At 52.2% G+C, this 22,312-nt stretch carries 22 protein-coding genes, 1 pseudogene and 1 riboswitch; of the genes and pseudogenes, 12 read left to right on the top strand and 11 right to left on the bottom strand.

All coding sequences use genetic code 11. The features are described from left to right. Position 1: 1 nt before the first annotated feature. Genes AC6I4B_RS10095 through AC6I4B_RS10085 form a run of 3 tightly spaced genes read right to left on the bottom strand, consistent with a single transcriptional unit; the run spans position 2 to position 3,093 of the window. Positions 2-841 carry a carbohydrate ABC transporter permease gene (locus AC6I4B_RS10095; protein WP_497772095.1) on the bottom strand — a complete coding sequence of 280 codons (840 nt, stop codon included), beginning with the start codon at positions 839-841 and terminating at the stop codon, positions 2-4. A gap of 9 nt (positions 842-850) precedes the next feature. Further along, positions 851-1,792 (bottom strand): carbohydrate ABC transporter permease, encoded by a 942-nt coding sequence (locus AC6I4B_RS10090; RefSeq protein ID WP_497771401.1) that lies wholly within the window; start codon positions 1,790-1,792, stop codon positions 851-853. Between the two features lie 11 nt (positions 1,793-1,803). Further along, positions 1,804-3,093 carry an ABC transporter substrate-binding protein gene (locus tag AC6I4B_RS10085; protein WP_497771399.1) on the bottom strand — a complete coding sequence of 430 codons (1,290 nt, stop codon included), beginning with the start codon at positions 3,091-3,093 and terminating at the stop codon, positions 1,804-1,806. Between the two features lie 526 nt (positions 3,094-3,619). Here AC6I4B_RS10085 and AC6I4B_RS10080 point away from each other — a divergent pair. Continuing rightward, entirely contained in the window at positions 3,620-4,858 is a 1,239-nt protein-coding gene (locus tag AC6I4B_RS10080; protein WP_497771397.1) for an alginate lyase family protein, read from the top strand. After that, positions 4,858-6,855 carry a heparinase II/III domain-containing protein gene (locus AC6I4B_RS10075; RefSeq protein WP_497771396.1) on the top strand — a complete coding sequence of 666 codons (1,998 nt, stop codon included), beginning with the start codon at positions 4,858-4,860 and terminating at the stop codon, positions 6,853-6,855. The genes AC6I4B_RS10080 and AC6I4B_RS10075 overlap by 1 nt, the downstream gene beginning before the upstream one ends. A 30-nt stretch (positions 6,856-6,885) precedes the next feature. Here the strand turns inward: AC6I4B_RS10075 and AC6I4B_RS10070 are convergent, their stop codons facing one another. Together AC6I4B_RS10070 and AC6I4B_RS10065 are read right to left on the bottom strand one after the other, a co-directional pair. Beyond that, positions 6,886-7,614, bottom strand: a complete 729-nt coding sequence (locus AC6I4B_RS10070; protein ID WP_497771394.1) for a phosphodiester glycosidase family protein — start codon at positions 7,612-7,614, stop codon at positions 6,886-6,888. A gap of 4 nt (positions 7,615-7,618) precedes the next feature. Next, the gene (locus AC6I4B_RS10065; protein WP_497772093.1) at positions 7,619-7,798 is read right to left on the bottom strand and encodes a YoaH family protein; all 180 of its coding nucleotides are present in this window, start codon (positions 7,796-7,798) and stop codon (positions 7,619-7,621) included. A 134-nt stretch (positions 7,799-7,932) separates the two neighbouring features. Between AC6I4B_RS10065 and pabB the strand changes: the two genes are divergently transcribed. From pabB to pdeD, 4 genes are all read left to right on the top strand, one after another. Further along, a complete protein-coding gene (gene pabB / locus AC6I4B_RS10060; protein WP_497771392.1) occupies positions 7,933-9,288 on the top strand; it encodes an aminodeoxychorismate synthase component 1 in 1,356 nt (451 codons plus the stop codon). A 2-nt stretch (positions 9,289-9,290) separates the two neighbouring features. Beyond that, positions 9,291-9,869 carry a CoA pyrophosphatase gene (locus AC6I4B_RS10055; RefSeq protein WP_497771391.1) on the top strand — a complete coding sequence of 193 codons (579 nt, stop codon included), beginning with the start codon at positions 9,291-9,293 and terminating at the stop codon, positions 9,867-9,869. A gap of 164 nt (positions 9,870-10,033) precedes the next feature. Next, on the top strand, positions 10,034-11,398 hold the full coding sequence (sdaA, locus tag AC6I4B_RS10050; protein WP_497771389.1) for an L-serine ammonia-lyase: 1,365 nt from the start codon (positions 10,034-10,036) through the stop codon (positions 11,396-11,398). 136 nt (positions 11,399-11,534) lie between these two features. Next, positions 11,535-13,103 carry a cyclic di-3',5'-guanosine monophosphate phosphodiesterase PdeD gene (gene pdeD / locus AC6I4B_RS10045; RefSeq protein WP_497771388.1) on the top strand — a complete coding sequence of 523 codons (1,569 nt, stop codon included), beginning with the start codon at positions 11,535-11,537 and terminating at the stop codon, positions 13,101-13,103. Positions 13,104-13,111: 8 nt separating this feature from the next. Here the strand turns inward: pdeD and yoaE are convergent, their stop codons facing one another. Then, positions 13,112-14,674: a CNNM family cation transport protein YoaE gene (gene yoaE / locus AC6I4B_RS10040; RefSeq protein ID WP_497771386.1), complete on the bottom strand. Its 1,563-nt coding sequence runs from the start codon at positions 14,672-14,674 to the stop codon at positions 13,112-13,114. Positions 14,675-15,129: 455 nt separating this feature from the next. Here yoaE and manX point away from each other — a divergent pair, with 455 nt between their 5' ends. From manX to mntP, 5 genes are all read left to right on the top strand, one after another. Beyond that, entirely contained in the window at positions 15,130-16,092 is a 963-nt protein-coding gene (gene manX / locus AC6I4B_RS10035; RefSeq protein ID WP_497771385.1) for a PTS mannose transporter subunit IIAB, read from the top strand. Between the two features lie 62 nt (positions 16,093-16,154). After that, positions 16,155-16,955, top strand: coding sequence for a PTS mannose/fructose/sorbose transporter subunit IIC (locus AC6I4B_RS10030; protein WP_497771383.1), 801 nt, complete (start codon positions 16,155-16,157; stop codon positions 16,953-16,955). Positions 16,956-16,967: 12 nt separating this feature from the next. Beyond that, positions 16,968-17,819, top strand: a complete 852-nt coding sequence (locus tag AC6I4B_RS10025) for a PTS mannose transporter subunit IID (protein ID WP_497771382.1) — start codon at positions 16,968-16,970, stop codon at positions 17,817-17,819. Positions 17,820-17,873: 54 nt separating this feature from the next. Continuing rightward, positions 17,874-18,332, top strand: coding sequence for a DUF986 family protein (locus tag AC6I4B_RS10020; protein WP_497771380.1), 459 nt, complete (start codon positions 17,874-17,876; stop codon positions 18,330-18,332). A gap of 198 nt (positions 18,333-18,530) precedes the next feature. Beyond that, positions 18,531-18,710: riboswitch (yybP-ykoY riboswitch) on the top strand. 1 nt (position 18,711) lies between these two features. Then, complete coding sequence (gene mntP, locus AC6I4B_RS10015) at positions 18,712-19,281, top strand: manganese efflux pump MntP (protein WP_497771379.1); 570 nt, start codon at positions 18,712-18,714, stop codon at positions 19,279-19,281. Here the strand turns inward: mntP and rlmA are convergent. The 5 genes and pseudogenes from rlmA to mgrB all read right to left on the bottom strand — a co-directional run bounded on the left by rlmA (position 19,278) and on the right by mgrB (position 21,874). Continuing rightward, complete coding sequence (gene rlmA, locus AC6I4B_RS10010; RefSeq protein ID WP_497771377.1) at positions 19,278-20,075, bottom strand: 23S rRNA (guanine(745)-N(1))-methyltransferase; 798 nt, start codon at positions 20,073-20,075, stop codon at positions 19,278-19,280. The genes mntP and rlmA overlap by 4 nt on opposite strands. Positions 20,076-20,247: 172 nt before the next feature. After that, positions 20,248-20,457 carry a transcription antiterminator/RNA stability regulator CspE gene (cspE, locus tag AC6I4B_RS10005; RefSeq protein ID WP_001062678.1) on the bottom strand — a complete coding sequence of 70 codons (210 nt, stop codon included), beginning with the start codon at positions 20,455-20,457 and terminating at the stop codon, positions 20,248-20,250. A gap of 12 nt (positions 20,458-20,469) precedes the next feature. After that, positions 20,470-20,613: pseudogene (locus AC6I4B_RS10000) on the bottom strand (DUF2627 domain-containing protein). Between the two features lie 750 nt (positions 20,614-21,363). Continuing rightward, on the bottom strand, positions 21,364-21,657 hold the full coding sequence (locus tag AC6I4B_RS09995) for a YebO family protein (protein ID WP_497771376.1): 294 nt from the start codon (positions 21,655-21,657) through the stop codon (positions 21,364-21,366). A gap of 73 nt (positions 21,658-21,730) precedes the next feature. Then, positions 21,731-21,874: a PhoP/PhoQ regulatory lipoprotein MgrB gene (gene mgrB, locus AC6I4B_RS09990; protein WP_497771374.1), complete on the bottom strand. Its 144-nt coding sequence runs from the start codon at positions 21,872-21,874 to the stop codon at positions 21,731-21,733. 168 nt (positions 21,875-22,042) lie between these two features. Here mgrB and AC6I4B_RS09985 point away from each other — a divergent pair, with 168 nt between their 5' ends. Next, positions 22,043-22,282 carry a YobH family protein gene (locus AC6I4B_RS09985; RefSeq protein WP_497771373.1) on the top strand — a complete coding sequence of 80 codons (240 nt, stop codon included), beginning with the start codon at positions 22,043-22,045 and terminating at the stop codon, positions 22,280-22,282. Positions 22,283-22,312: the final 30 nt, after the last annotated feature.

Below are 22,312 nucleotides of genomic sequence, written 5' to 3'. Positions count from 1 at the left end.
CTTATCCTTTGACCGCGCCAGACATAATCCCGCGGTTGAAATGTTTTTGCAGGCCCAGATAGACGATGATGCTTGGCAGCATCGCCAGTAACGTGATGGCAATAAAAATGTTGGGGGTAATACTTTCATCGGTACGCAACGTGCCGAGAATGACCGGAATGGTGTTCAGGCTGTCCTGGTTGACCACAATCAGCGGCAGCAGGTATTGATCCCAAATCATGATGAAGCCGAACGTCACCACCGTCCCCAGCGCCGGTTTCACCAGCGGCAGAATCACGTGGAAGAAAATCTGCCATTCATTCGCGCCGTCGATACGAGCAGCCTCTTCCAGCTCTTTCGGAATCGCCGACATAAACTCGGTCAATACGAAGATAGAGAATGCCCACCCCACAACCGGCAGAATCATCCCGAGGTAGCTGTTGTACAGCGAGGCGTCGATAAACGGCAGGCGCCAGTTAATAATCATGTACAACGGAATGGCGATCACCTCTTCTGGCAGCATCATGGTGGAGAGGATCACCAGGCTGACCAACGCCACGCCACGGAACTTCTTACGCGCCAGGGCATAAGCAGCCAGCGCACTCACTGACACCTGAAGCACCGTGCCGAAGAACACCACCAGAATGGAGTTCAGCAGGTACTGCCACACGCCGATATCCTGCCAGGCAAAAATGAAGTTATCGAACGAGAATTCCTGCGGCCAGGCCAGCAGCTCGCCCGGCTTAACCGGCGCGCCGCTGAAGGCGGTGGCGACAATACCCCAGAACGGCCCGACGAAGACAATCAGCAGCAGTGCGTAGATGCACCAGCGTCCTGCGGTATCCCAACGTTTACTTAACATCATGGCTCCTTAGTAACGTGCGATACGTTTTTTCAGCGTCAAATGACAGATGGTTAGAATCACCGTGAAGGTGAATAACAGGAACGACACCGCAGAAGCATAGCCATAGTCGAACTGCTCAAAACCCAGTTTATAGATGTGGGTCATCACCATTTCCGTGGCGTTAGAAGGCCCGCCGCCGGTGGTGGCGTACACTTCCGCAAACACGCGGAAACCACGAATAAAGGAGAGCATCAGCACCACCGACAGCGCCGGGATCATCCCAGGCAGCGTGACGTAGCGCAGGCGGTTCCACCAGTTCGCGCCGTCCACATTGGAGGCGTCGTACAGATCGCGGCTAATCCCCGCCAGACCGGCAATAAAGATAACCATGTTGTACGGCACGGCTTTCCATATGTGCAGCAACATAATCACCCACAGCGCCTGGTCGGAACTGGCCAGGAAGCCCTGATCCGCTACACCAAACCAGCTCAGAATGTGGTTCATCACCCCGTTCGGCGTTGGGTTGAACAGGATGCGCCACATTTCGGCGACAATCGCCGCACTGGTAACCGCCGGTAAGAAAATGGCGGTGCGGATAAAGCGCAGATGGTGCGCCGGGCCTTCCAACAGCATGGCGAGGAAAAACGCCAGGATGGCTGCGGCAAACATCGTGACCAGCACATACAACAGCGTATTCACAACCGCCGCATGTAATTCCACGTCAGCAAAGGCGCGGGTAAAGTTATCAAACCCGACCCACTCGTTTGGCTGGTTGAAATTCACTTTGTAAAAGCTCATCACCAGACCCTGAATCATCGGGATAAACTTAAACCAGCTAAAAATCACCAGCGCGGGGGCTAAAAACAGCCAGGGGATCAGCGCCCGTTTCCGTTTTGACGTCAGCCATCCGGTGGCGTCAGGCGAAGCAGCTGGCTTTAGCGGCGCGGACTTCGTCTCATGCAGCGTCATAACTCATTTCCTCACTTAGCCAACACATTTTGTTTTTCCAGCTCGACATTAACCTTGCCGTCGATAGCGGTCAGCTCGGCGGTCATATCACTATTACAATCGGCGAAAATGCGGTTAAAGCCATCGGCAACCACCTGGCGTACCGGCGTCCAGTTTGGAATTTGCGGTACGTAGCGCCCTTGTTCGTTGTACAGTTTGGCGAAGGTTTCCCAGCGCGCGTCCTGATAAACGGCTTTGACATCAACACTCTTGTTCACCGGCAGACGTACCACCGGAATATGCTGGCTGCCTTTACCCATGCCGATTTCCTGCCCTTCCTGGGAAATCATAAATTCGACAAATTTACGCGCGGCTTCTTTCTGTTTGCTGCTTTTCATCATGAATACCGTCGTCCCCTCGGCGAGCGTTGCTTCGCCTTTCGGCCCAACGACAGGGACAACTTCGAAGTTGTCTTTGCCTGGATCTTTATCAAACAGCGCAATGTGATACGGGCCGCTAAAGAACATGCCGCTTTGGCCGGAACGGAAGGATGGGATCACGTCGGCGGTGGTAGCGTTAATCGCCCCCGGCTGAGTGACTTTTTCGCACATCATGGTGCGCATAAAGGTCATTGCCTGTTTAACTTCAGGGGTATTCAGCGAGGCGCTGAATTTGCCGTTGTTCTCTTGCACGAAGTCGCCGCCAGCCTGCCAGATAAAGCTGCTCATAAACCAGCTTGCATAGCCGCGCGTGGTGGATGCCGGAACGATAAAGCCGTAGGTGTCGTTTTTACCGTTGCCATCTGGGTCTTGGGTGGTAAAGGCTTTGGCGAGGGTTTGAATATCGTCCCAGCTTTTCGGCTGGGGCAGACCCAGTTTTTCTCGCCAGTCTTTACGCACGAACAGCGCAAAAGTTTGAGCCGAGGTCGGCACGCCATAATATTTGCCATCAATATAACGGGTGCTGTTCCAGGCAGTTTGGTACAGCTGGTCGCCGCCTTCAATGCTGGAAGGGATAATCTCTTCGGCAATGCCGAGCTGGATAAACTGCCCCAGCGATGCCGCATCGTTAAAGATCAGGTCAGGTAAGGCATTCCCTGCCGTTGCTCTCGCTAACCGCTGTTCAAAATCGGTCGTGGCATTGAAGTATTCAATTTTAATGCCAGTCTTATGCTCAAACTTCTCTGCTTCTTGTTTGTAGATGTTTTTGGAGTCATTGCTAGCACGAATCCAGACATTAAGGGTAGTGGCAGCATAACTTTGCCCGATCCCTAACCCCAGCGCAGAAAGAAGTAATATTGAACGTAGTTTATTCGCAGACATGATTGCATATCCTTTATTGTAGGCACAAAGGTAATTAAATTCGCAAAGAATGCATTTCCAGGTGCTGAAAAAGCATTCTGGTATTAATACAACATGCGTAAAAATTTATTTTCAAACATTAAATAGAATTGCATTTCCTAATACAACCACACAAAAAAGAAATCGTATTTCAAAAACAGAAAAGTTGAATCAGATCACACCTGGAAGTGACATAAAAAGTGACATTATTATTTTATACCTAAAAACCAATAACTTATCATTTTACTGCTTTTGTTAAATATTTAAACAAAAATAGAAAAACGCCAAAAACCGTGACTCAGATTGCAGTAATACCGTCATTTTTTATACATCACAATAAACATGATGGATATCACAAAAAAAATCACTTTGTCTTTTACACTGCACGCCAACCTATTTACAAATACGTTATTTTTAATTAAGCCACCGGTCTTTTGCGTTTCAGAAAATACGCAACGGACATAATTCTCTTGTTATCTTTTCTCATATTTGCAGAAGGGTTATCACTATGAGTTCAATACTTCGCCCAAGAATATTATGCATCGCGCTGCTGTGTTCTGGCCTCAGCGCCTCCCTTTATGCCGCCGAGCCATATACGCTCGATGGTAAAGATTTGGCCTTTAGCCGCCAGCAGATTGCGGCTAAAGATCCGCTATTTTTGCAAGCCGAAAGCGCATTGTTGAAAAAAGCTGACCAGGCGCTGAAACACCCGCTATTTTCTGTGATGGATAAAACGCTGCTGGCTGCCAGCGGCAACAAGCATGACTACTATAGTTTCCCGCCATACTGGTGGCCGAATCCCGATACCAAAGATGGTCTGCCGTATATTCGCAAAGACGGCCAGACCAACCCAGACGCCAACAGCGACGCCACCGACAAAAATCGGTTGGTAAAAATGAGCAATGATGTCTCGACCCTGGCGCTGGCCTGGTATTTCTCGCAGGATCAGCGCTACGCGCAAAAAGCGGCGCAACAGTTGAAAACCTGGTTCCTGGATGAGAAAACCCGCATGACGCCGAACCTGCAATATGCACAGGCGATCCCAGGCATTAACACCGGACGCGGAATTGGCATTATCGACAGCCGCGCGCTGGTTGATGTGGTCGATGCCATTGCCCTGCTGCAAGATTCTGGGTCATTAAGCCAGTCTGACGTTAACCACCTTAAGCAGTGGTTCGGTGAGTTTTATCACTGGATGACCACCAGCCAGAACGGCTTTGAAGAAGAAAACTGGCATAACAACCACGGCACTTATTTCGATATGCAGGCCGCTACGTTTGCGCTGTTCAGCGGCAAAACAGATGAAGCGAAAAAACGCCTGCACATCACCCAGTTACGCCGTATCGCCGGTCAATTTGACACGGAAGGCCGCCAGATGGCGGAGCTGGAGCGTACCCGCCCGTGGCACTACAGCAACTTTAATCTCGAAGCCTACAACCGCCTGGGCCGTCTTGGCGAGAAGGCCGGCGTCGATATTTGGAACTTTACCCTCGACGATCACAGCTTGCTCAAAGGCTACCAGTACATTGCAGGGTTTATTAACAGCGATAAACCGTGGCCGTGGAAAGATCTCGATAAAATGGATGACAAAAAAGCGCTGCGCAATATGGCCACCGCCGCCCACGCCTGGCCGAAAGACGCGCTATTCAGCGAGAAAGCCCGCTGGCTGCGAGAAAAATACCCCGACGATATCACCACACTTATCACCCCACTTTCAGCATCGGCAGAGGTCAAGGATAACCACTGATGAAACAATTTTCTGGGCTATGGCCCGACATTGCCAGACGTGCAGCCGGCAATAACGGCCTGATTGAACAGCTCGTGAAGAATGCACAACCGATACTTGATGCCGCAGTGCGTATCCCGCAAACCGGGATTGCCAGTTGGAACCTGTATTATTTTTGTCCGCACCACGGCGTGCGGCTGACGTGGATGCCCGATTCTGCGCATCAACACCGTTGCCCTGTCGATGGCGAAGTGTTCAGCGGTGAGCCGTGGGACAGCGCCTGGTGGCGTGAAATGAATGGCCGTAATGCCAGCGCCTGCCAGCAATTGGGGTTGCTGTGGCAGATAACCGGCGAAACGCGCTATCGCGATAAAGTGCGCACGCTGCTGATGGGCTATGCCGATGTGTATCCGGGCTATGAAGTCCACGGTAATATTCCGCACAACGGCCCGGGCAAGATGAACGCCCAGACGCTGTGCGAAGCCAACTGTATTCTTGATATGGCGCTGGGCTACGACTTTATCAGCGAAAGCCTGAACGCTGCCGAGCGACAGCATATTTGCGACAATCTGCTGCGCTGTGCGGCAACGTTTTTGCGCGCGCACCGTAGCCCGCAAATCCATAATCATGAAGTCAAAATCAGCGCCGCGCTGGGGGTGCTGGGCTTTGTGCTGGAGGACGAAAACCTGCTGGAGTTTGCCGTTCACCAGCCTTACGGCCTGCGCTGGCAGCTAGAAAACGGTTTACTGGCGGAAGGGTTATGGTTTGAAGGATCGGTACATTACCATTACTACGCACTGCAAGGTTTCTTTGCCTTTGAGAAGCTGGCGCGCGGCACGCGCTGGAGCCTGATTGATGGCCCGTGGTATCCGCAAATGCTGAGCTTCCCGCTCTCATTGCTGCTACCCGACGGCACGTTCCCTCGCCTGAACGATTGTCTCGCAGGGCAGGAGAAACTGCATCACCGGGATCTGTACGAGTTTGCGTGGTTTATCTGGCACGAGCCGCTGTACGCCGCCGTATTGCAGTTCACCGAGTCAGAACCGGATGAGCGTGAAACCCTGCTGTGGCGTGACCAGCCCCTGCCGGAAAAAACGCTCGACCTGATCCCACAGCAGTCGCTGTTTGCCCCTGGCGCGGGGTTAACGCTATGGCGTAGGCCACAACAACGCCAGGCGGTGCTGATTAAACACAGCCCGTGGGGCGGCGAACATGACCATTACGACCGGCTCGGCCTGATGCTATGGCAAAATGACGGCTGGCTGCTGCCGGATCTGGGCACGACAGGTTATGGCGCCCAAATGCACTATGACTATTACAAAAACAGCGCCACCCACAATACGTTGACGGTCAACCAGAGCAATCAGCCACCGGCCAACCCGGAGGTGCTAAATTGGCATATGGGCGATGATTTCTTGTGGCTCGACACCGAAGTAGACTGGGCAAAACCAGCGCCTGAACTCAACAGCCATACGCGAGTGGAATGGGACGCCAATGCCTGGCGAGATGTGCGCTTCCGCCGCCGCCTGCTGTGGCTTGATGACGTGCTGATTGACCTGTCTACGGTAGAGAACCCACATCGCCAACAGCTCGACTGGACGCTGCATTTGGCCGCTCAGGCGCTGGATCAAAGTGGTGAAGCGCAGCCGTTTGCTCTCAGCGGCCCGTTGCGTGAGATGAAAGCCTCCACCACCACACCGCTGCACGGCTGCCAGCCACGCCACTTCGCGCATGGAGGCGATACTTTTGCCCTGTGGTTATCCGGTGACGGCGAGCTGTGGCAAGGGCTTGCGCCCGATAACCCCGCCATAAGCGACCTCAGCTATCTGGTGTTGCGCAACCACCTGCCGCAGGCTCGTTTTGTCGGGGTGTGGGATTTGGCGAAAAAATCGCCGTTAACGGAAGTGAATGTGCATCACACGCCGATAGGTACTCAGCTTACGCTGTGGCGCGGCGAGCAGGTCACGCACGTGACGCTGCACGACGACCCGGAGCAATTGCCGGATGTGATTATCTAACCCGCCGCCTTCCGGCAACGGAAGGCGCGTTTAACGGTTTTCGACGGTAATCATCGTCACGAAAGGATGATACTGCCACGGAATACCACGGCTCGGTGTGTACATTTTAGAAATCGTACCGTCGAGATACAGCATCTGCCGGACATTCAGCCGCGATTTCGCATAACAGGCGAAATCATAGAAATTAGTTTCCCGCTCGCTGAGCATAAACACCACCTTCCCCTGTGCGGTGATGCCCACGCCATTGCGCAGTTTGCGCGAACTGGCAGAGGGTTTTAGCCGCCAGTTAATCACCCCATTTTCAATCAGCATCGGGCCTGACTGGACGGCATACTCCATGCCTTTGACAGACTTGAGCTTATCAATGCTAACGATCCCAGCCTCTTTACCGCGCAAATAAAAAACGCCGCCAGGCCGAATGAAAAAATTACCGCCGCCAGACGCGCGATTAAGCGCCACCTTCTTGTGTCCCTTTTCGATATACAGGCCAAGAGGCGCGTAGGCTTTAGCGTAAATACCGCCGTTCATCGCCATCTGTACACGGCCATCGGCGTTGATATCGTGCAATAACGCGCGCAGCGAACCCCAGGCTTTACCCTCGGCGTTTTGCCAGTACATGGCGATGCGTTGTCGCTGTGGATCCGCGGTGTAGCTTTGTAACGTGAGAGAGGGATCGGTGAGTTGGCATGTTCCGGCAGCCGCCGCCAGCAGCGGCGTCTGCGCGAGAACAAAAAGTAAGGGCTTCAGCCATGAGGCCATAGGCTTACTCGTCTTCGTCCTCAAAACGGGCGACAATCCTCTCGCCTGTGTGATTCGCACGCAATTCAGCAGCCACCAGCGCAATGGCCTGACCGCTTGCCATCCCCTGCGACATCAGTTCCTGAATACGCTCGACGGCTTTTTGCTGCTGTTCATGGCTCAGTGAAGGTAATCCTGCAAACATCATTGACTCCTGCTACATTGTGCGCGTTTGTACGCAAAATCTTCCAGGCTCAGCCAGAAAGATAGAGCGTTTATTATTTCATGCTGCCCCAACATTAGCCAGCGGGCAGTGCAGACCAGGCTGGACAGAAAACGATGTTACACCCTTCAACCATGACGCTTCCCTGGCGACAGGACGCCGCAGAATTTTATTTTGCGCCGTTAAGCGCCTCACCGTGGGCGATGATGTTGCACTCCGGTTATGCCGACCACCCGCACAGCCGCTACGACATTGTGGTTGCGCAACCCTGTAAAACGCTGCTGACCTATGGCGATATCACCGAGTGCCACGCCGCAGGTGAAACCGTGCGCTCAACAGACGACCCGCTGCATTTGTTGCAACAGGCGCTGGACGAATGCCAGTTTGCCAACCAACCTCTCGCAGATTTGCCGTTCATTGGCGGCGCGGTAGGGCTTTTCGGCTATGACCTGGGCCGCCGCTTTGAGCGTTTGCCGCAACAGGCTCAGCGCGATATAAACGTGCCGGATATGGCGATCGGCATCTATGATTGGGCGCTGATCGTTGACCATCATCGGCAGAGGGTTACGCTACTGAGCTATGGCGATATCGACGCCCGTTTAGCGTGGCTACAGCAACAGAAAACGCCCGCGCGCCCGGCGTTTTCTCTGACCTCAGCATGGCGCTCGAATATGAGCCGCCAGCAGTACGGCGAAAAATTCCGCCAGGTGCAGGCTTATCTGCACAGCGGCGACTGTTATCAGGTGAATCTGGCGCAACGCTTCCAGGCCAGTTACCAGGGCGATGAATGGGCAGCATTTGTGCAGTTGAATCGCGCCAACCGCGCGCCGTTCAGCGCCTTCCTGCGTTTTGATGACAGCGCAATTCTGAGCCTATCGCCTGAGCGTTTTATTCAGCTTGAGCAGGGGCACATCCAGACTCGCCCAATTAAAGGCACGTTGCCGCGTCTTGAAGATCCCGTAGCCGACGCGCACCAGGCGCAGCGGCTGGCAAGTTCACCGAAGGATCAGGCCGAAAATCTGATGATTGTTGACCTGATGCGCAACGACATTGGCCGCGTGGCAATGCCAGGCAGCGTGCGGGTTCCTGAGCTATTTGTGGTGGAGCCCTTCCCGGCGGTGCATCATTTGGTCAGCACAATTACGGCTACCCTGCCACCCTCGCTACACGCGACCGATTTGCTACGCGCGGCGTTCCCCGGCGGTTCGATTACCGGCGCGCCGAAAGTGCGGGCGATGGAAATCATCGACGAACTGGAGCCACAGCGCCGTAACGCCTGGTGTGGCAGCGTGGGATATCTCAGCGCCTGCGGGAACATGGACACCAGTATTACTATTCGAACCATTACGGCGACAAAGAGTACGCTGTTCTGTTCCGCTGGCGGTGGCCTGGTCGCCGACAGTGACGAAGAGGCGGAATATCAGGAAACATTTGATAAAGTTAACCGTATCCTACATCAACTGGAGTCCTGAACATGGAAGATAGTTCGCTGAATCTGGATGACTTTCTTTCCCGCTTTCAGCTACTTCGCCCACAAACCACCCGCGCGGCGCTTAATGCCCGTCAGGCGGCGGTGCTGATTCCGATTGTCCGTCGCCCGCAGCCGGGATTGCTGTTAACCCAGCGTTCCGCGCGGTTGCGCAAACATCCTGGACAGGTGGCGTTTCCCGGCGGTGCGGTTGACAGTAGCGATGCCTCGCTGATTGCCGCCGCACTGCGTGAAGCGCAGGAAGAGGTCGCTATTCCACCGGAATGCGTCGATGTGATTGGCGTTCTTCCTCCGGTCGATAGTGTGACCGGTTTCCAGGTGACGCCCGTGCTGGGCGTTATCCCGCCGAATTTGCATTATCACGCCAGTGAAGATGAAGTGGCGTCGGTATTTGAAATGCCGCTTGCCGAGGCGCTACGTCTGGGGCGCTATCACCCGCTCGATATTCATCGCCGTGGCAATTCGCATCGCGTCTGGCTCTCCTGGTATCAGCACTATTTTGTCTGGGGTATGACGGCGGGTATCATTCGTGAGCTAGCGCTACAAGTGGGCCTAAAACCCTGACTATACTTACCTTAAAATCTGGATTTCGGCATTAGTAAAATCTTTGCTATTCATTAATTAAATTCATGTGAATAGTTCAGCCGATTTCTGGGTTCCCTCATACACTATGCGCAATTATTACATCGTTGCCGCAACAACGCGGCAACCCTGTCAGGAGTGTTATCGTGATTAGTATATTCGACATGTTTAAGGTGGGGATTGGCCCCTCATCTTCCCATACTGTAGGGCCGATGAAGGCTGGCAAGCAGTTCGTCGATGACCTGGTCGAAAAGGGACTGATTGATGACGTGACGCGCGTTGCAGTTGACGTCTACGGCTCACTCTCTTTAACCGGTAAAGGCCACCACACCGATATCGCTATCATTATGGGTCTGGCGGGAAACCAGCCGGATACCGTGGATATTGATGCCATTCCCGCGTTTATCCGCGATGTTGAAACGCGCGGGCGTCTGCTGCTGGCGCAAGGCCGCCGGGAAGTCGATTTCCCTGCCGATGATGGTATGCGTTTTCGTAGCGACAACCTGCCGCTGCATGAAAACGCCATGCAGATCCACGCCTGGGCGGGCGATACGTTGGTCTACAGCAAAACCTATTATTCCATCGGCGGCGGGTTTATCGTCGATGAAGAACATTTCGGCAAAGAAGCCAGCAATGAGGTGCAGGTTCCCTACCCGTTTGCCTCGGCGAGCGAAATGCTAAAATACTGCAAGGACACCGGCCTGTCGTTATCCGGCATGGTGATGCAAAACGAACTGGCGCTGCACAGCAAGCAAGAAATCGAAGATTACTTCGCCAATGTTTGGCAGACCATGCGCGCCTGTATCGATCGTGGCATGAATACCGAAGGCGTGCTGCCAGGGCCACTGCGTGTGCCTCGCCGTGCTTCAGCGCTGCGTCGTCTGCTGGTCGCCAACGACAAACTGTCTAACGACCCGATGAATGTGGTGGATTGGGTCAATATGTTCGCCCTTGCCGTCAACGAAGAAAACGCCGCCGGTGGGCGCGTAGTCACCGCGCCAACCAACGGCGCCTGTGGGATTGTTCCGGCGGTATTGGCCTATTACGACCACTTTATTGAGCCGGTTAGCCCGGATATTTATATTCGTTATTTCCTCGCAGCCGGAGCCATTGGCGCGTTGTACAAAATGAATGCGTCTATTTCTGGCGCGGAAGTGGGCTGCCAGGGCGAAGTGGGCGTGGCCTGTTCTATGGCGGCAGCCGGTCTGGCGGAACTGCTGGGCGCAAGCCCGGAACAGGTTTGCGTAGCGGCAGAAATCGGCATGGAACATAACCTGGGGCTGACCTGTGACCCAGTGGCTGGACAGGTTCAGGTTCCGTGTATCGAACGTAACGCGATTGCATCCGTGAAGGCGATTAACGCCTCCCGTATGGCCATGCGCCGCACCAGCGAACCTCGTGTATCGCTCGATAAAGTTATCGAAACCATGTACGAAACCGGTAAAGACATGAACGCCAAATATCGCGAGACATCGCGCGGCGGTCTGGCGATTAAGGTTCAGTGCGACTAATACGTCATTCCACCCACCCCTAATACGGGTGGGTGATTTATTTCCATATTTTCACTCACTTTTTTCGCTGCCCACTACACTTGCTCTGTCGTCACTGGTATTTTCATTATCAATATATGCGCACCGAGCATCGGACATGCAAACAGCCCAATGGATTATCCGAAAGTATCTACGTAAGCGAATCGCTGTTTGTGTGATTGTCGCCATAAGCGCCTTTGCCCTCACCCTGGGAACCCGATTTATTTCGCAGCGTGGCGTAAATCAAAAACAGATTGATACGCTCACCAGCCGCTCGGTCGAGAGCCTGAATAAAATATTGCAGCCGCTGGAAAATCAGCGAAAAGAGATGATTTCCCTGGTCGGCCAACCGTGTGAAACCATTCATCTGCCGTTGCGTAAGCTGGCGGTGGCGCTGCAAACCGTGCGTTCGATTGCGCTGATTAAGTCCGGCAAGCTGTATTGCTCCAGCGCACTGGGGCCGCGCGATGTTGCGGTGCATACCCTTCAGGCATCGCTGCCCAATCGCCAACCGCTGCTGCAATTAGCCACCGATCATTCCTTGCTGAAAGGCACTCCGATACTCATTCAGTGGTTTCCTGCATCGCCTGACGGGCAGGATGGCGTGCTGGTGTCTATCAATATCGATTTGATCAGCAATATTATTCTGGAACCCTCGCCGCCATTGATTAACCACGTTAGCCTCAACGTTGGCGACCAGCATTATCAGCACAATATCGGTATTACTTCGCAACTGGTTACTGAAGGCAACCGTTCCTACACTCGGCGTTCGGACAGGTTTCCGTTCAGCGTAACCGCGCTTAGCCCAGGAGCGGCACAGCTCGCGCTGACCAATCTGTTCACCGACCTGCCGCTCGCTATTATCATGAGCGTACTGTTTACATGGGTGGCGTGGCTAGTGACCGCCGGACGGCTGAGTTTTTCCCGTGAAATCAATATGGGCATTGCCGCTAAAGAATTTAGTCTGTATTGCCAGCCCCAGATGGACGCCCGAATGCAGCGCTGCATTGGCGTAGAAATCCTGCTGCGCTGGAACAATCCGCGCGTTGGCTCGGTCGATCCCGATGTGTTTATTCCGATTGCGGAAACGCAAAATCTGATTATTCCGCTCACTCGCTATGTCATTCGTGAAACGGCGGAAAAACTGCACTTATTCCCCGACGATCCTCAGTTCCAGATTGGTATCAACGTGGCAGCCGCGCACTTTATCAATGACCAGCTGCTACAGGACTTGCAGCACCACTGGTTTAGCTTTCAGCCGGTTCAGCAATTAACCATCGAACTAACCGAACGCGATGCGTTACATGACGTGAATTACGCGTTGCGCAAAGAGTTGGGCAACCAGCAAATCAAGCTGGCTATCGATGATTTTGGCACTGGTAATAGTTCGCTTTCATGGTTAGAGATGCTGCACCCGGATGTGCTAAAAATAGACAAATCATTCACAGAAGCGATAGGAACCGATGCCGTCAACTCGACGGTGACCGATATCATTATTGCACTGGGGCAGCGTCTGAATATTGAGTTGATTGCGGAAGGCGTTGAAACACGTGAACAGGCGAACTATTTGCAGCGCCACGGCGTGCATTTGTTACAAGGATATCTGTTTGCCCAGCCGATGCCGCTGGAGGAATTTCCGCAGTGGCTGGCGCAACATCAGCCGCCTTCCCCCCTGGAAAGCGGCTGATTCTTACCTTACTCTTCGTCGTCGTGCGGTGAACTTAGCTTCACCACGCGGACTTGGTCGACACGGTAATTATTCGCCTCGGTCACCGTAATGTGCAGCGATGGCAGTTCAATGGCCTCGCCCACCGGCGGGATCTGACCGTTAACGGCAATCACCAGCCCGGCGACAGTGGCAATTTCATTGTCGCCGTCGAGCAGGTTATCCAGCCCCAGCGTCTGCTGAAACGCGTGCAGATCGGTAGAGCCTTTCACTAACCAGCCATCGCCATCGGCAATAATTTCCGGCGTTTCGTCCGCGTCAGGGAACTCACCGGCAATCGCTTCCAGCACGTCCAGCGGCGTAACCAGCCCCTGCACCATACCAAACTCATTGGTGACGATAACAAAGCTACCGCGCGCCCGACGCAGCACGCCCAGCAGGTTAATCGGGTCTAGTGTGTCCGGCACAATAATCGCCGGGCTAGCCGCCGCAATCGCCTGCACATCCTCACCCGCTTCCAGCGCAACCAGCAGCTCTTTGGCACGAACGATACCAATAATTTCATCCAGCTCGCCTCGGCACACCGGGAACAGGCTGTGCGGCGACGACAACAGTTGCTGGCGGATTTCCTCGGTACTCAAGTCAGCGTCTACCCAGCTAATTTCGCCGCGTGGTGTCATGATGCTACGCAGCGAGCGGGAAGCCAGCGTGAGCACGCCGTTAATCATATAACGTTCTTCTTCCACGAACGCCCCTTCCGGGACCGGTATCGTGGGCTGATGGCCTTCCTCTTGCGCAACGGCGTTCACCGGCTTGCGATTGCCCATCAGGCGCAGAATGGCGTCAGCCGTACGCGCACGCAGCGGCAGCGTTGACTGGTGACGAATAAAGTTACGTCGCGCAATCTGGTTAAACAGCTCGATGATTATCGAGAAACCAATCGCCGCATACAGATAACCTTTCGGAATATGGAAGCCAAACCCTTCAGCCACCAGGCTCAGGCCAATCATCAGCAAGAAGCTCAGACACAGCACAACTACCGTCGGGTGCTGGTTGACAAAGTTCGTCAGCGGTTTAGAGGCCAGCAGCATCACGCCCATCGCAATCACCACCGCCGCCATCATCACCGGCAAATGGTTCACCATACCGACCGCAGTAATCACCGCATCCAGCGAGAAGACCGCATCCAGCACCACAATTTGCAGGACAACCACCCAGAAGCTGGAGTAGCCCTTGCCGTGGCCCGAATCATGCTGGCGGTTTTCCAGCCTTTCATGGAGTTCGGTCGTGGCTTTAAACAGCAGGAATAATCCGCCGAGCAGCATAATCAAATCACGGCCTGAGAATGGTTGCCCCCACACGCTGAACAGCGGTGCGGTCAGCGTAACCATCCAGGAGATGACCGAAAGCAGGCCCAAACGCATCACCAACGCCAGCGACAGGCCAATCAGGCGAGCCTTGTCACGCTGCTTTGGCGGCAGTTTATCGGCAAGAATCGCGATAAACACCAGGTTATCAATGCCGAGAACAATCTCCAGCACCACCAATGTCAACAATCCCACCCAAATTGACGGGTCCATTAATAGTTCCATAAACCACTCCAATGAGAGACGTGACAAATCATCGCTGTGTCATGTGGCAGCGAGACGATATGAGGCGATAGAAAAGTGTGGCGCTCAGGGCCGAAAGAAGTGCCGCAACAGCGGGCTAGTGCGAAAAGGCGTCGGTGACGATCCATACTACGGGCTGATGCCCTATACTCCTGTGTGATTAAACGAGGCATTAACATAGCAAATCTAAATGGCATTTTGGCAGAGATTTACCAGTCTTTGCAAAATGTAAGGTAATTTTTTACACCTCAAAATAATTGCATCCCATTAACTAAATTACGGATCTTCATCACATTAATTATTCTTTCGCTGTCTAAAATAATTCTCGGTAGTTATTAATTTTTCTTTCCAACCCTTGTCTGAATCGATTCGGTTAGGACATCGGCCCAAAAGGTATCAGCCCTACTGATACACACGATAATAAAAGGAGGTAGCAAGTGACGATTGCTATTGTAATAGGCACACATGGTTGGGCAGCAGAACAACTGCTGAAAACGACAGAAATGCTGTTGGGCGAGCAGGAAAATGTGGGCTGGATTGATTTCGTGCCAGGCGAGAATGCAGAAACCTTAATCGAAAAATACAACGCGCAGTTGGCGAAACTGGATACCAGCAAGGGTGTGTTGTTCCTTGTCGATACCTGGGGTGGTAGCCCGTTCAACGCCGCCAGTCGCATTGTTGTCGATAAAGAAAACTATGAAGTGATCGCCGGGGTCAACGTCCCGATGCTGGTCGAAACCTTCATGGCCCGTGACGATAATCCGAGCTTCGATGAACTGGTTGCTCTGGCCGTTGAAACCGGTAGCGAAGGCGTGAAAGCGCTGAAAGCAAAACCGGTAGAGAAAGCCGCACCGGCTCCAGTTGCAGCGCCAGCGCCTGCTCCGCTGAAGCCTATGGGTGCAAATGACTACATGATAATCGGCCTGGCGCGTATCGATGACCGTTTAATTCACGGTCAGGTTGCTACCCGCTGGACGAAAGAAACTGACGTCCGCCGAATTATCGTCGTCAGCGACGAAGTGGCTGCGGATACCGTACGTAAAACTCTGCTGACCCAGGTTGCTCCTCCGGGCGTAACGGCACACGTCGTAGATGTTGCGAAGATGCTCCGCGTTTATAACAACCCGAAATACGCGGGTGAACGTGTGATGCTGCTGTTCACCAATCCGACAGACGTCGAACGCCTTGCTGAAGGTGGTGTGAAATTCACCTCCATCAACATCGGCGGTATGGCATTCCGTCAGGGTAAAACACAGGTGAATAACGCGGTTTCGGTCGATGAAAAAGATATCGAAGCGTTCAAGAAATTGGATGCCCGTGGTATTGAGCTGGAAGTCCGTAAAGTTTCCAACGATCCGAAACTGAAAATGATGGATTTGATCAACAAGATTGGCAAATAAGCCTTCTCGTTGATTGCGACTCAGCTTTCACACTTTAGTCTTACGTAAATAGGAGAAGTACAATGGAGATTACCACTCTTCAAATTGTGCTGATATTCATCGTCGCCTGTATCGCTGGTATGGAGTCGATCCTTGATGAGTTTCAGTTCCACCGTCCGCTGGTGGCATGTACCCTGGTCGGTATCGTTCTTGGGGATATGAAAACCGGTATTATTATCGGTGGTACTCTGGAAATGATCGCCCTGGGTTGGATGAACATCGGTGCTGCCGTTGCCCCTGACGCCGCTCTGGCTTCCATTATTTCTACCATTCTGGTTATTGCCGGTCATCAGAGCATCGGTGCTGGTATCGCGCTGGCGATTCCGCTGGCAGCAGCAGGCCAGGTTCTGACCATTATCGTGCGTACTATTACCGTGGCATTCCAGCACGCAGCAGATAAGGCGGCCGAAAACGGCAACCTGACGGCGCTGTCCTGGATTCACGTTTCGTCCCTGTTCCTGCAAGCGATGCGTATCGCTATCCCAGCAGTGGTTGTGGCCGTTTCCGTCGGTACTAGCGAAGTACAGAACATGCTGAACGCCATTCCAGAAGTGGTGACCAGCGGTCTGAACATCGCAGGTGGTATGATTGTCGTGGTCGGTTACGCGATGGTTATCAACATGATGCGTGCAGGCTACCTGATGCCGTTCTTCTACCTGGGCTTCGTCACTGCGGCCTTCACCAACTTTAACCTGGTGGCACTGGGTGTAATTGGTGCGGTAATGGCAATTCTGTACATTCAGCTGAGCCCGAAATACAACCGCTCTGCGGGTGCTGCGGCTCCGGCTGCTGGCGCGAACTCCCTTGATAACGAACTGGACTAGCAGGTGAGCGACATGGTTGATATAACTAAAAATACCACTGAGAAAAAACTCACTCCGGGCGATATTCGTGGTGTGTTCCTGCGTTCGAACCTGTTCCAGGGTTCATGGAACTTCGAACGTATGCAAGCGCTGGGCTTCTGCTTCTCTATGGTTCCGGCGATCCGTCGTCTGTACCCAGAGAATAACGATGCGCGTAAACAGGCTATCAAGCGTCACCTGGAATTCTTCAACACTCACCCCTATGTCGCCGCGCCGGTTCTTGGCGTTACGCTGGCGATGGAAGAGCAACGAGCTAACGGCGCAGAGATTGACGATGCCGCAATCAACGGTATCAAAGTCGGTCTGATGGGCCCGCTGGCCGGTGTGGGTGACCCGATCTTCTGGGGTACTGTTCGCCCGGTATTTGCAGCACTCGGGGCGGGTATCGCGATGAGCGGCAGCCTGCTTGGGCCTCTGCTGTTCTTTATTCTGTTCAACGTAGTCCGTCTGGCAACCCGTTATTACGGCGTCGCTTATGGCTACCGTAAGGGTGTCGATATCGTTAAAGATATGGGCGGCGGCTTCCTGCAAAAACTGACCGAGGGGGCGTCAATCCTCGGCCTGTTTGTCATGGGGGCATTGGTTAACAAGTGGACGCACGTTAACATTCCGCTGGTGGTGTCAACCATTACCGGTCAGGATGGTCAAACGCGCGTGACCACCGTGCAAACCATTCTCGACCAGTTAATGCCGGGCCTGGTGCCACTGCTGCTGACCTTCGCATGTATGTGGCTGCTGCGTAAGAAAGTGAACCCACTGTGGATTATCGTTGGCTTCTTCGTCATCGGTATCGCGGGCTACGCTGTCGGCCTGTTGGGTCTGTAATAACCGTTGTACGCCGGGGGCCTATGCCCCCGGTTTTTTTTATTCGGAGGCTTAATGACATTAACGGATCTGGTACTGGTTCTATTCATCATCGCACTGCTGGCATTCGCCATTTATGACCAGTTCATCATGCCCCGCCGTCACGGCACTACGCTGCTTTCCGTCCCTCTCCTGCGCTCTAGCCGCATCGACAGCGTTATCTTCGTCGTGCTGATTGTCATTCTGGTTTACAACAATATGACCCGCCACGGCGCGCTCATTACCACATGGTTATTATGTGCGCTGGCGTTGATGGGATTTTATCTGTTCTGGATCCGCAGCCCGAAAATAATCTTCAAAACCGAAGGCTTCTTCTTTGCTAATGCCTGGATAAAATACAGCCGCATTCAAAAAATGAATTTATCGGAAGATGGTGTTCTGGTGATGCAATTAGAACAACGGCGTTTGCTTGTCCGTGTAAAGAATATTGACGACCTCGAAAAGATCTATAAACTTCTCGTTAATTCTCAATGATTTAAAATATAGCCAACGCTATGTTTGCATTATTTTTGAGCAAACCCGTCCAGCGTTGGCTTTGTTTATTCCCCGCTATATCGCTCATAATTATTAACCTCTTGATTACGCGATAGATCCAAATGAAAATCGTTATCATTAAACGATAAAATATGCAATAGTCAGAGTTGTTTTATATTCTAAAAATATGTTAAGGTTGCGCCCGTCGTTGGGGAGTAGCTGATTTCCATCCTACTGGAAATGTACGTGTCAACATACTCGTTGAAAAACGTGGTGCGTACGGATTACATCGTAATCAAGCGAGACCATAGACGCATTAACTGCTGATTACTGGGGGCAGGAATGTGTCGTATGGAAACTTCCCGGTCTGGACATCTTCATGAATTTAACCGCTACACTTCTTCTCGCCTTAGGTATGTCGATGGATGCATTCGCCGCATCGATTGGTAAAGGCGCTACACTGCATAAACCTAAATTTTCTGAAGCACTGCGTACAGGTCTTATTTTCGGCGTCATCGAGATGCTCACGCCGCTCATCGGCTGGGGTCTGGGGATGCTGGCGAGCCAGTTTGTCATGGCGTGGAGCCATTGGGTGGCCTTTATTCTGCTGGTTTTCCTCGGCGGTCGAATGATGCTGGAAGGGATTCGCGGTGGTGACGATGATGAAGAGCAAGAAGCTCCGCGTCGCCACGGCTTTTGGCTGCTGGTCACCACCGCGATTGCCACCAGCCTCGATGCGATGGCTGTCGGCGTGGGTCTGGCGTTCCTGAAGGTAAATATCATCACCACTGCCGTCGCGATTGGCTGCGCCACTTTTATGATGTCAACGCTTGGGATGATGGTTGGCCGATTTATCGGCCCGATGCTGGGCAAACGAGCCGAAATTCTGGGCGGTGTCGTGTTAATCGCCATTGGCGTACAAATTATGTACGCCCACTACATGGGTTAATCCGCTTCTCGCTGCCAGACGTGAATCGCAAAATCTGTCTGGCAGTCAAACCTCTCCAGCCCTTTCAGCGTTTCCCACACTTCTGGTTTCGCTCGCCATGCAAACGGCGTCATCTGTAACAATGTCACCGCTTCCGCCCCGCTCAATTGCATCGGATACGCCAGCGTATCATGGCTGTGCAGGGTAAACCCTTCAAGTACCTCAGAATGCGGCGCGTGAAGCTGAACTTCACTGTAGATAAGCCCTTTCATCTCCACAAGATGGCGCGGGCCTGGCGTAACGGTCATCACCCAACCGCCCGGTTTCACTACACGTTTCAACTCCTGTGGGTTACACGGTGCATAAATGCGAATGACCACATCCATACTGTTATCGGCAAATGGCAGGCGCTGGCTGGAGGCCACACAGAAATTAACCTGCGGGTAGCGTTTCGCCCCATAGCGAACCGCCGTTTTAGAGACATCCAGCCCCCACGTGTGCTGTGCGTCCGCAGCAAAGGCGTGGGTGTAATACCCTTCCCCACAGCCAATATCGAGTAGCTGTTCAGGCTGAATGCGATGCAGTTTTTCACTGATAGCATCGCGCAGAGGTTGGTAATGTCCAGCATCCAGGAATGCGCGACGCGCTTGCATCATTTCCGCACTGTCGCCCGGATCGCGCGAGCGTTTATGCTGTACCGGTAGAAGATTAACGTAGCCCTCTTTCGCCCGATCAAACTGATGATTCTGCGGGCAAAGGTAACTATTGCCGCTGCGCGTAAGCGGCGCGTGGCAGAGCGGACAACTGTAGGACATAACGACTCCGGCTTTATTTCAAAGGGCGAAAGTGTACCGCTATTCAGGCGATGGCGGAAGGTGAAGCGGCGGTTAAAAACAGGTGGGGATAAAAATGATAAAGCCCCGCTTTAGCGAGGCTTTATGCCTGATAATGATGCGCAGACGCGCCGCAAGATCAGTGATTGTCGAATCAGATAGCGGTTACGTTAACAGCCGCTGGGCCTTTCTGACCGTCCTGAATTTCGAACTCAACGTTCTGGCCTTCAGCCAGAGTTTTGAAGCCGTTACCCTGGATTGCAGAGAAATGTACGAATACATCTTTGCTGCCGTCAGCAGGAGTAATGAAACCAAAACCTTTAGACTCGTTGAACCACTTAACTTGACCTTTAATCTTTGCCATTTGCAAAATTCCTTAGAGTGTTTTCTGCGCCCGCAGGCGTTTTCATAGATAAAACTGAGACATGACTGCATGAGGCACTAATATAAGGTTCGGCAGAGAAGCGGTATCAACGTCAACGTGTTTACTCAGAACTTCTTTACTGATAATGCCATACATAAACAGAACTGTACCTCGTTTAACCCAAAACGTGTTATCACATACAACGTAAATAATGGCAAGCCATTTTTAAACGTGTCTCGATCGGCCGCACAATTCCTGACAAATCATTTGTCCGGGCACGGTTTTACATCCAAATAAACATCCCACCCACTAAATGTTAGCAGGCCTTAACAGTGACATAGCTTACGGTAACGTAAGACTTTTTTTACATAGACCAACATTTTTTCCACGTCCAGAATAACCCAGTCGCAGCCAAAAAATTTATATCCTTAGATTCATTCTGCTATAACTTTTTCACATACTTTTCGATATCTGGTTATAAATACGAGTGGTTGACGGGAATCAATCTGCCAGAACAACGTTAATAGTGCAGACTATTATGCACCAAAATAATGAAACTTTAGTGACATTGCCTCATCGTAAGGCAATAAAAACGTTTCGCTGATGGCAAAGAGATTATGCGGTGATTAATTAAACACACGTTTAATAACGTTAATACGATTCGTCATATTTATCGCGCGTTTAAATAGAAGTAACCAATGAGTTATGAATAACAATAACATAACGAAATGAATAGCATCGTAACCGTTAGAGGGCAGCAGCCGCTTTTGTTATTTGCGCAAAAATGCCGCAACGCCGTGTAGAAGACAAAGGATATTGGGGAAGATAAAGATGGCGCACCGCATCAGTGCATCGTCTACCAATCCGGCAGCCCTTCACAGGCTGCGCGGAATGCATCATAGATAACTATCGCTCAGCGACCAGACGAATAAATTCATCATTACTGTCGTTTTCTGCGTCTTCAGCTTTCGCTGCCACCACTTCCTTTTTCTCTGGCTCGTTGGCATCACACAACCGACGCAGCAGCGCGTTCTGGCGCTTTTGCTGATCGAGCAGCGATTCAAGGAGTTCGATTTGTTCGTTAGCACGAGAGCTGACGCGGTTCACAAAGAACCATAACACCAGACCGACCAACAACAGCAGGAAAGAAAAAGCCAGAGATGCCAGATTTAATGCCCCAGAACTTACAAGATCACTCATTTTACCACCTCAAAAGGAACGATCTATTCTACCACTCACATTACGGAAGGAAATCGTTGACGGCAAAAATGTTTTACCAGGGTATAAACCTGTTAATGCTGCAAATGCCGCTGAAAAACTGAACATCCTGATCGCACATCACATTGATCATCTGTGTCCATAGCAGCAGGCAAGCGGCAATCACAACAACCAGTAATACCCACCGAAACTTTTTCACTCCACTCTCCGCATGAATTCTTATTCAGATACAGCTAAGTTAGCATGCTAACCTTAAACCGTGGCTAACTGTAGCGGCATATCACGCTTTTAGGAATCATAGACTTGTGTCAATCCGTGATTCCCGTAATGTGGCATTCATGAAAGAAATAATAGAAGAGGAATTCTTATGCGCCTGTTTATCAGAATCGTCATCTTTCTGGCAATCGTGTCTATCGGGGTGCTCCTGAGCGGTTACGGCGTGTTGATGGGTAGCCAGAAAACCGCAGGGGGTTTAGGGCTACAGTGTAAATATCTGACCGCTCAAGGTTTTAGCACTGCGTTTTATCTCCACGGAGATAACGGGTTGGTTGGACGCCCAAGTTGCCCACTGCTGCGTAAAAGCACCAGCGTTGTTGATCAGGGGTAAAAATAGGCAAGAAAAAGCCCGGTTCTGTGA

Source organism: Kluyvera fluvialis (assembly GCF_059725275.1).
This window is presented reverse-complemented; position numbering and strand designations above follow the sequence as displayed.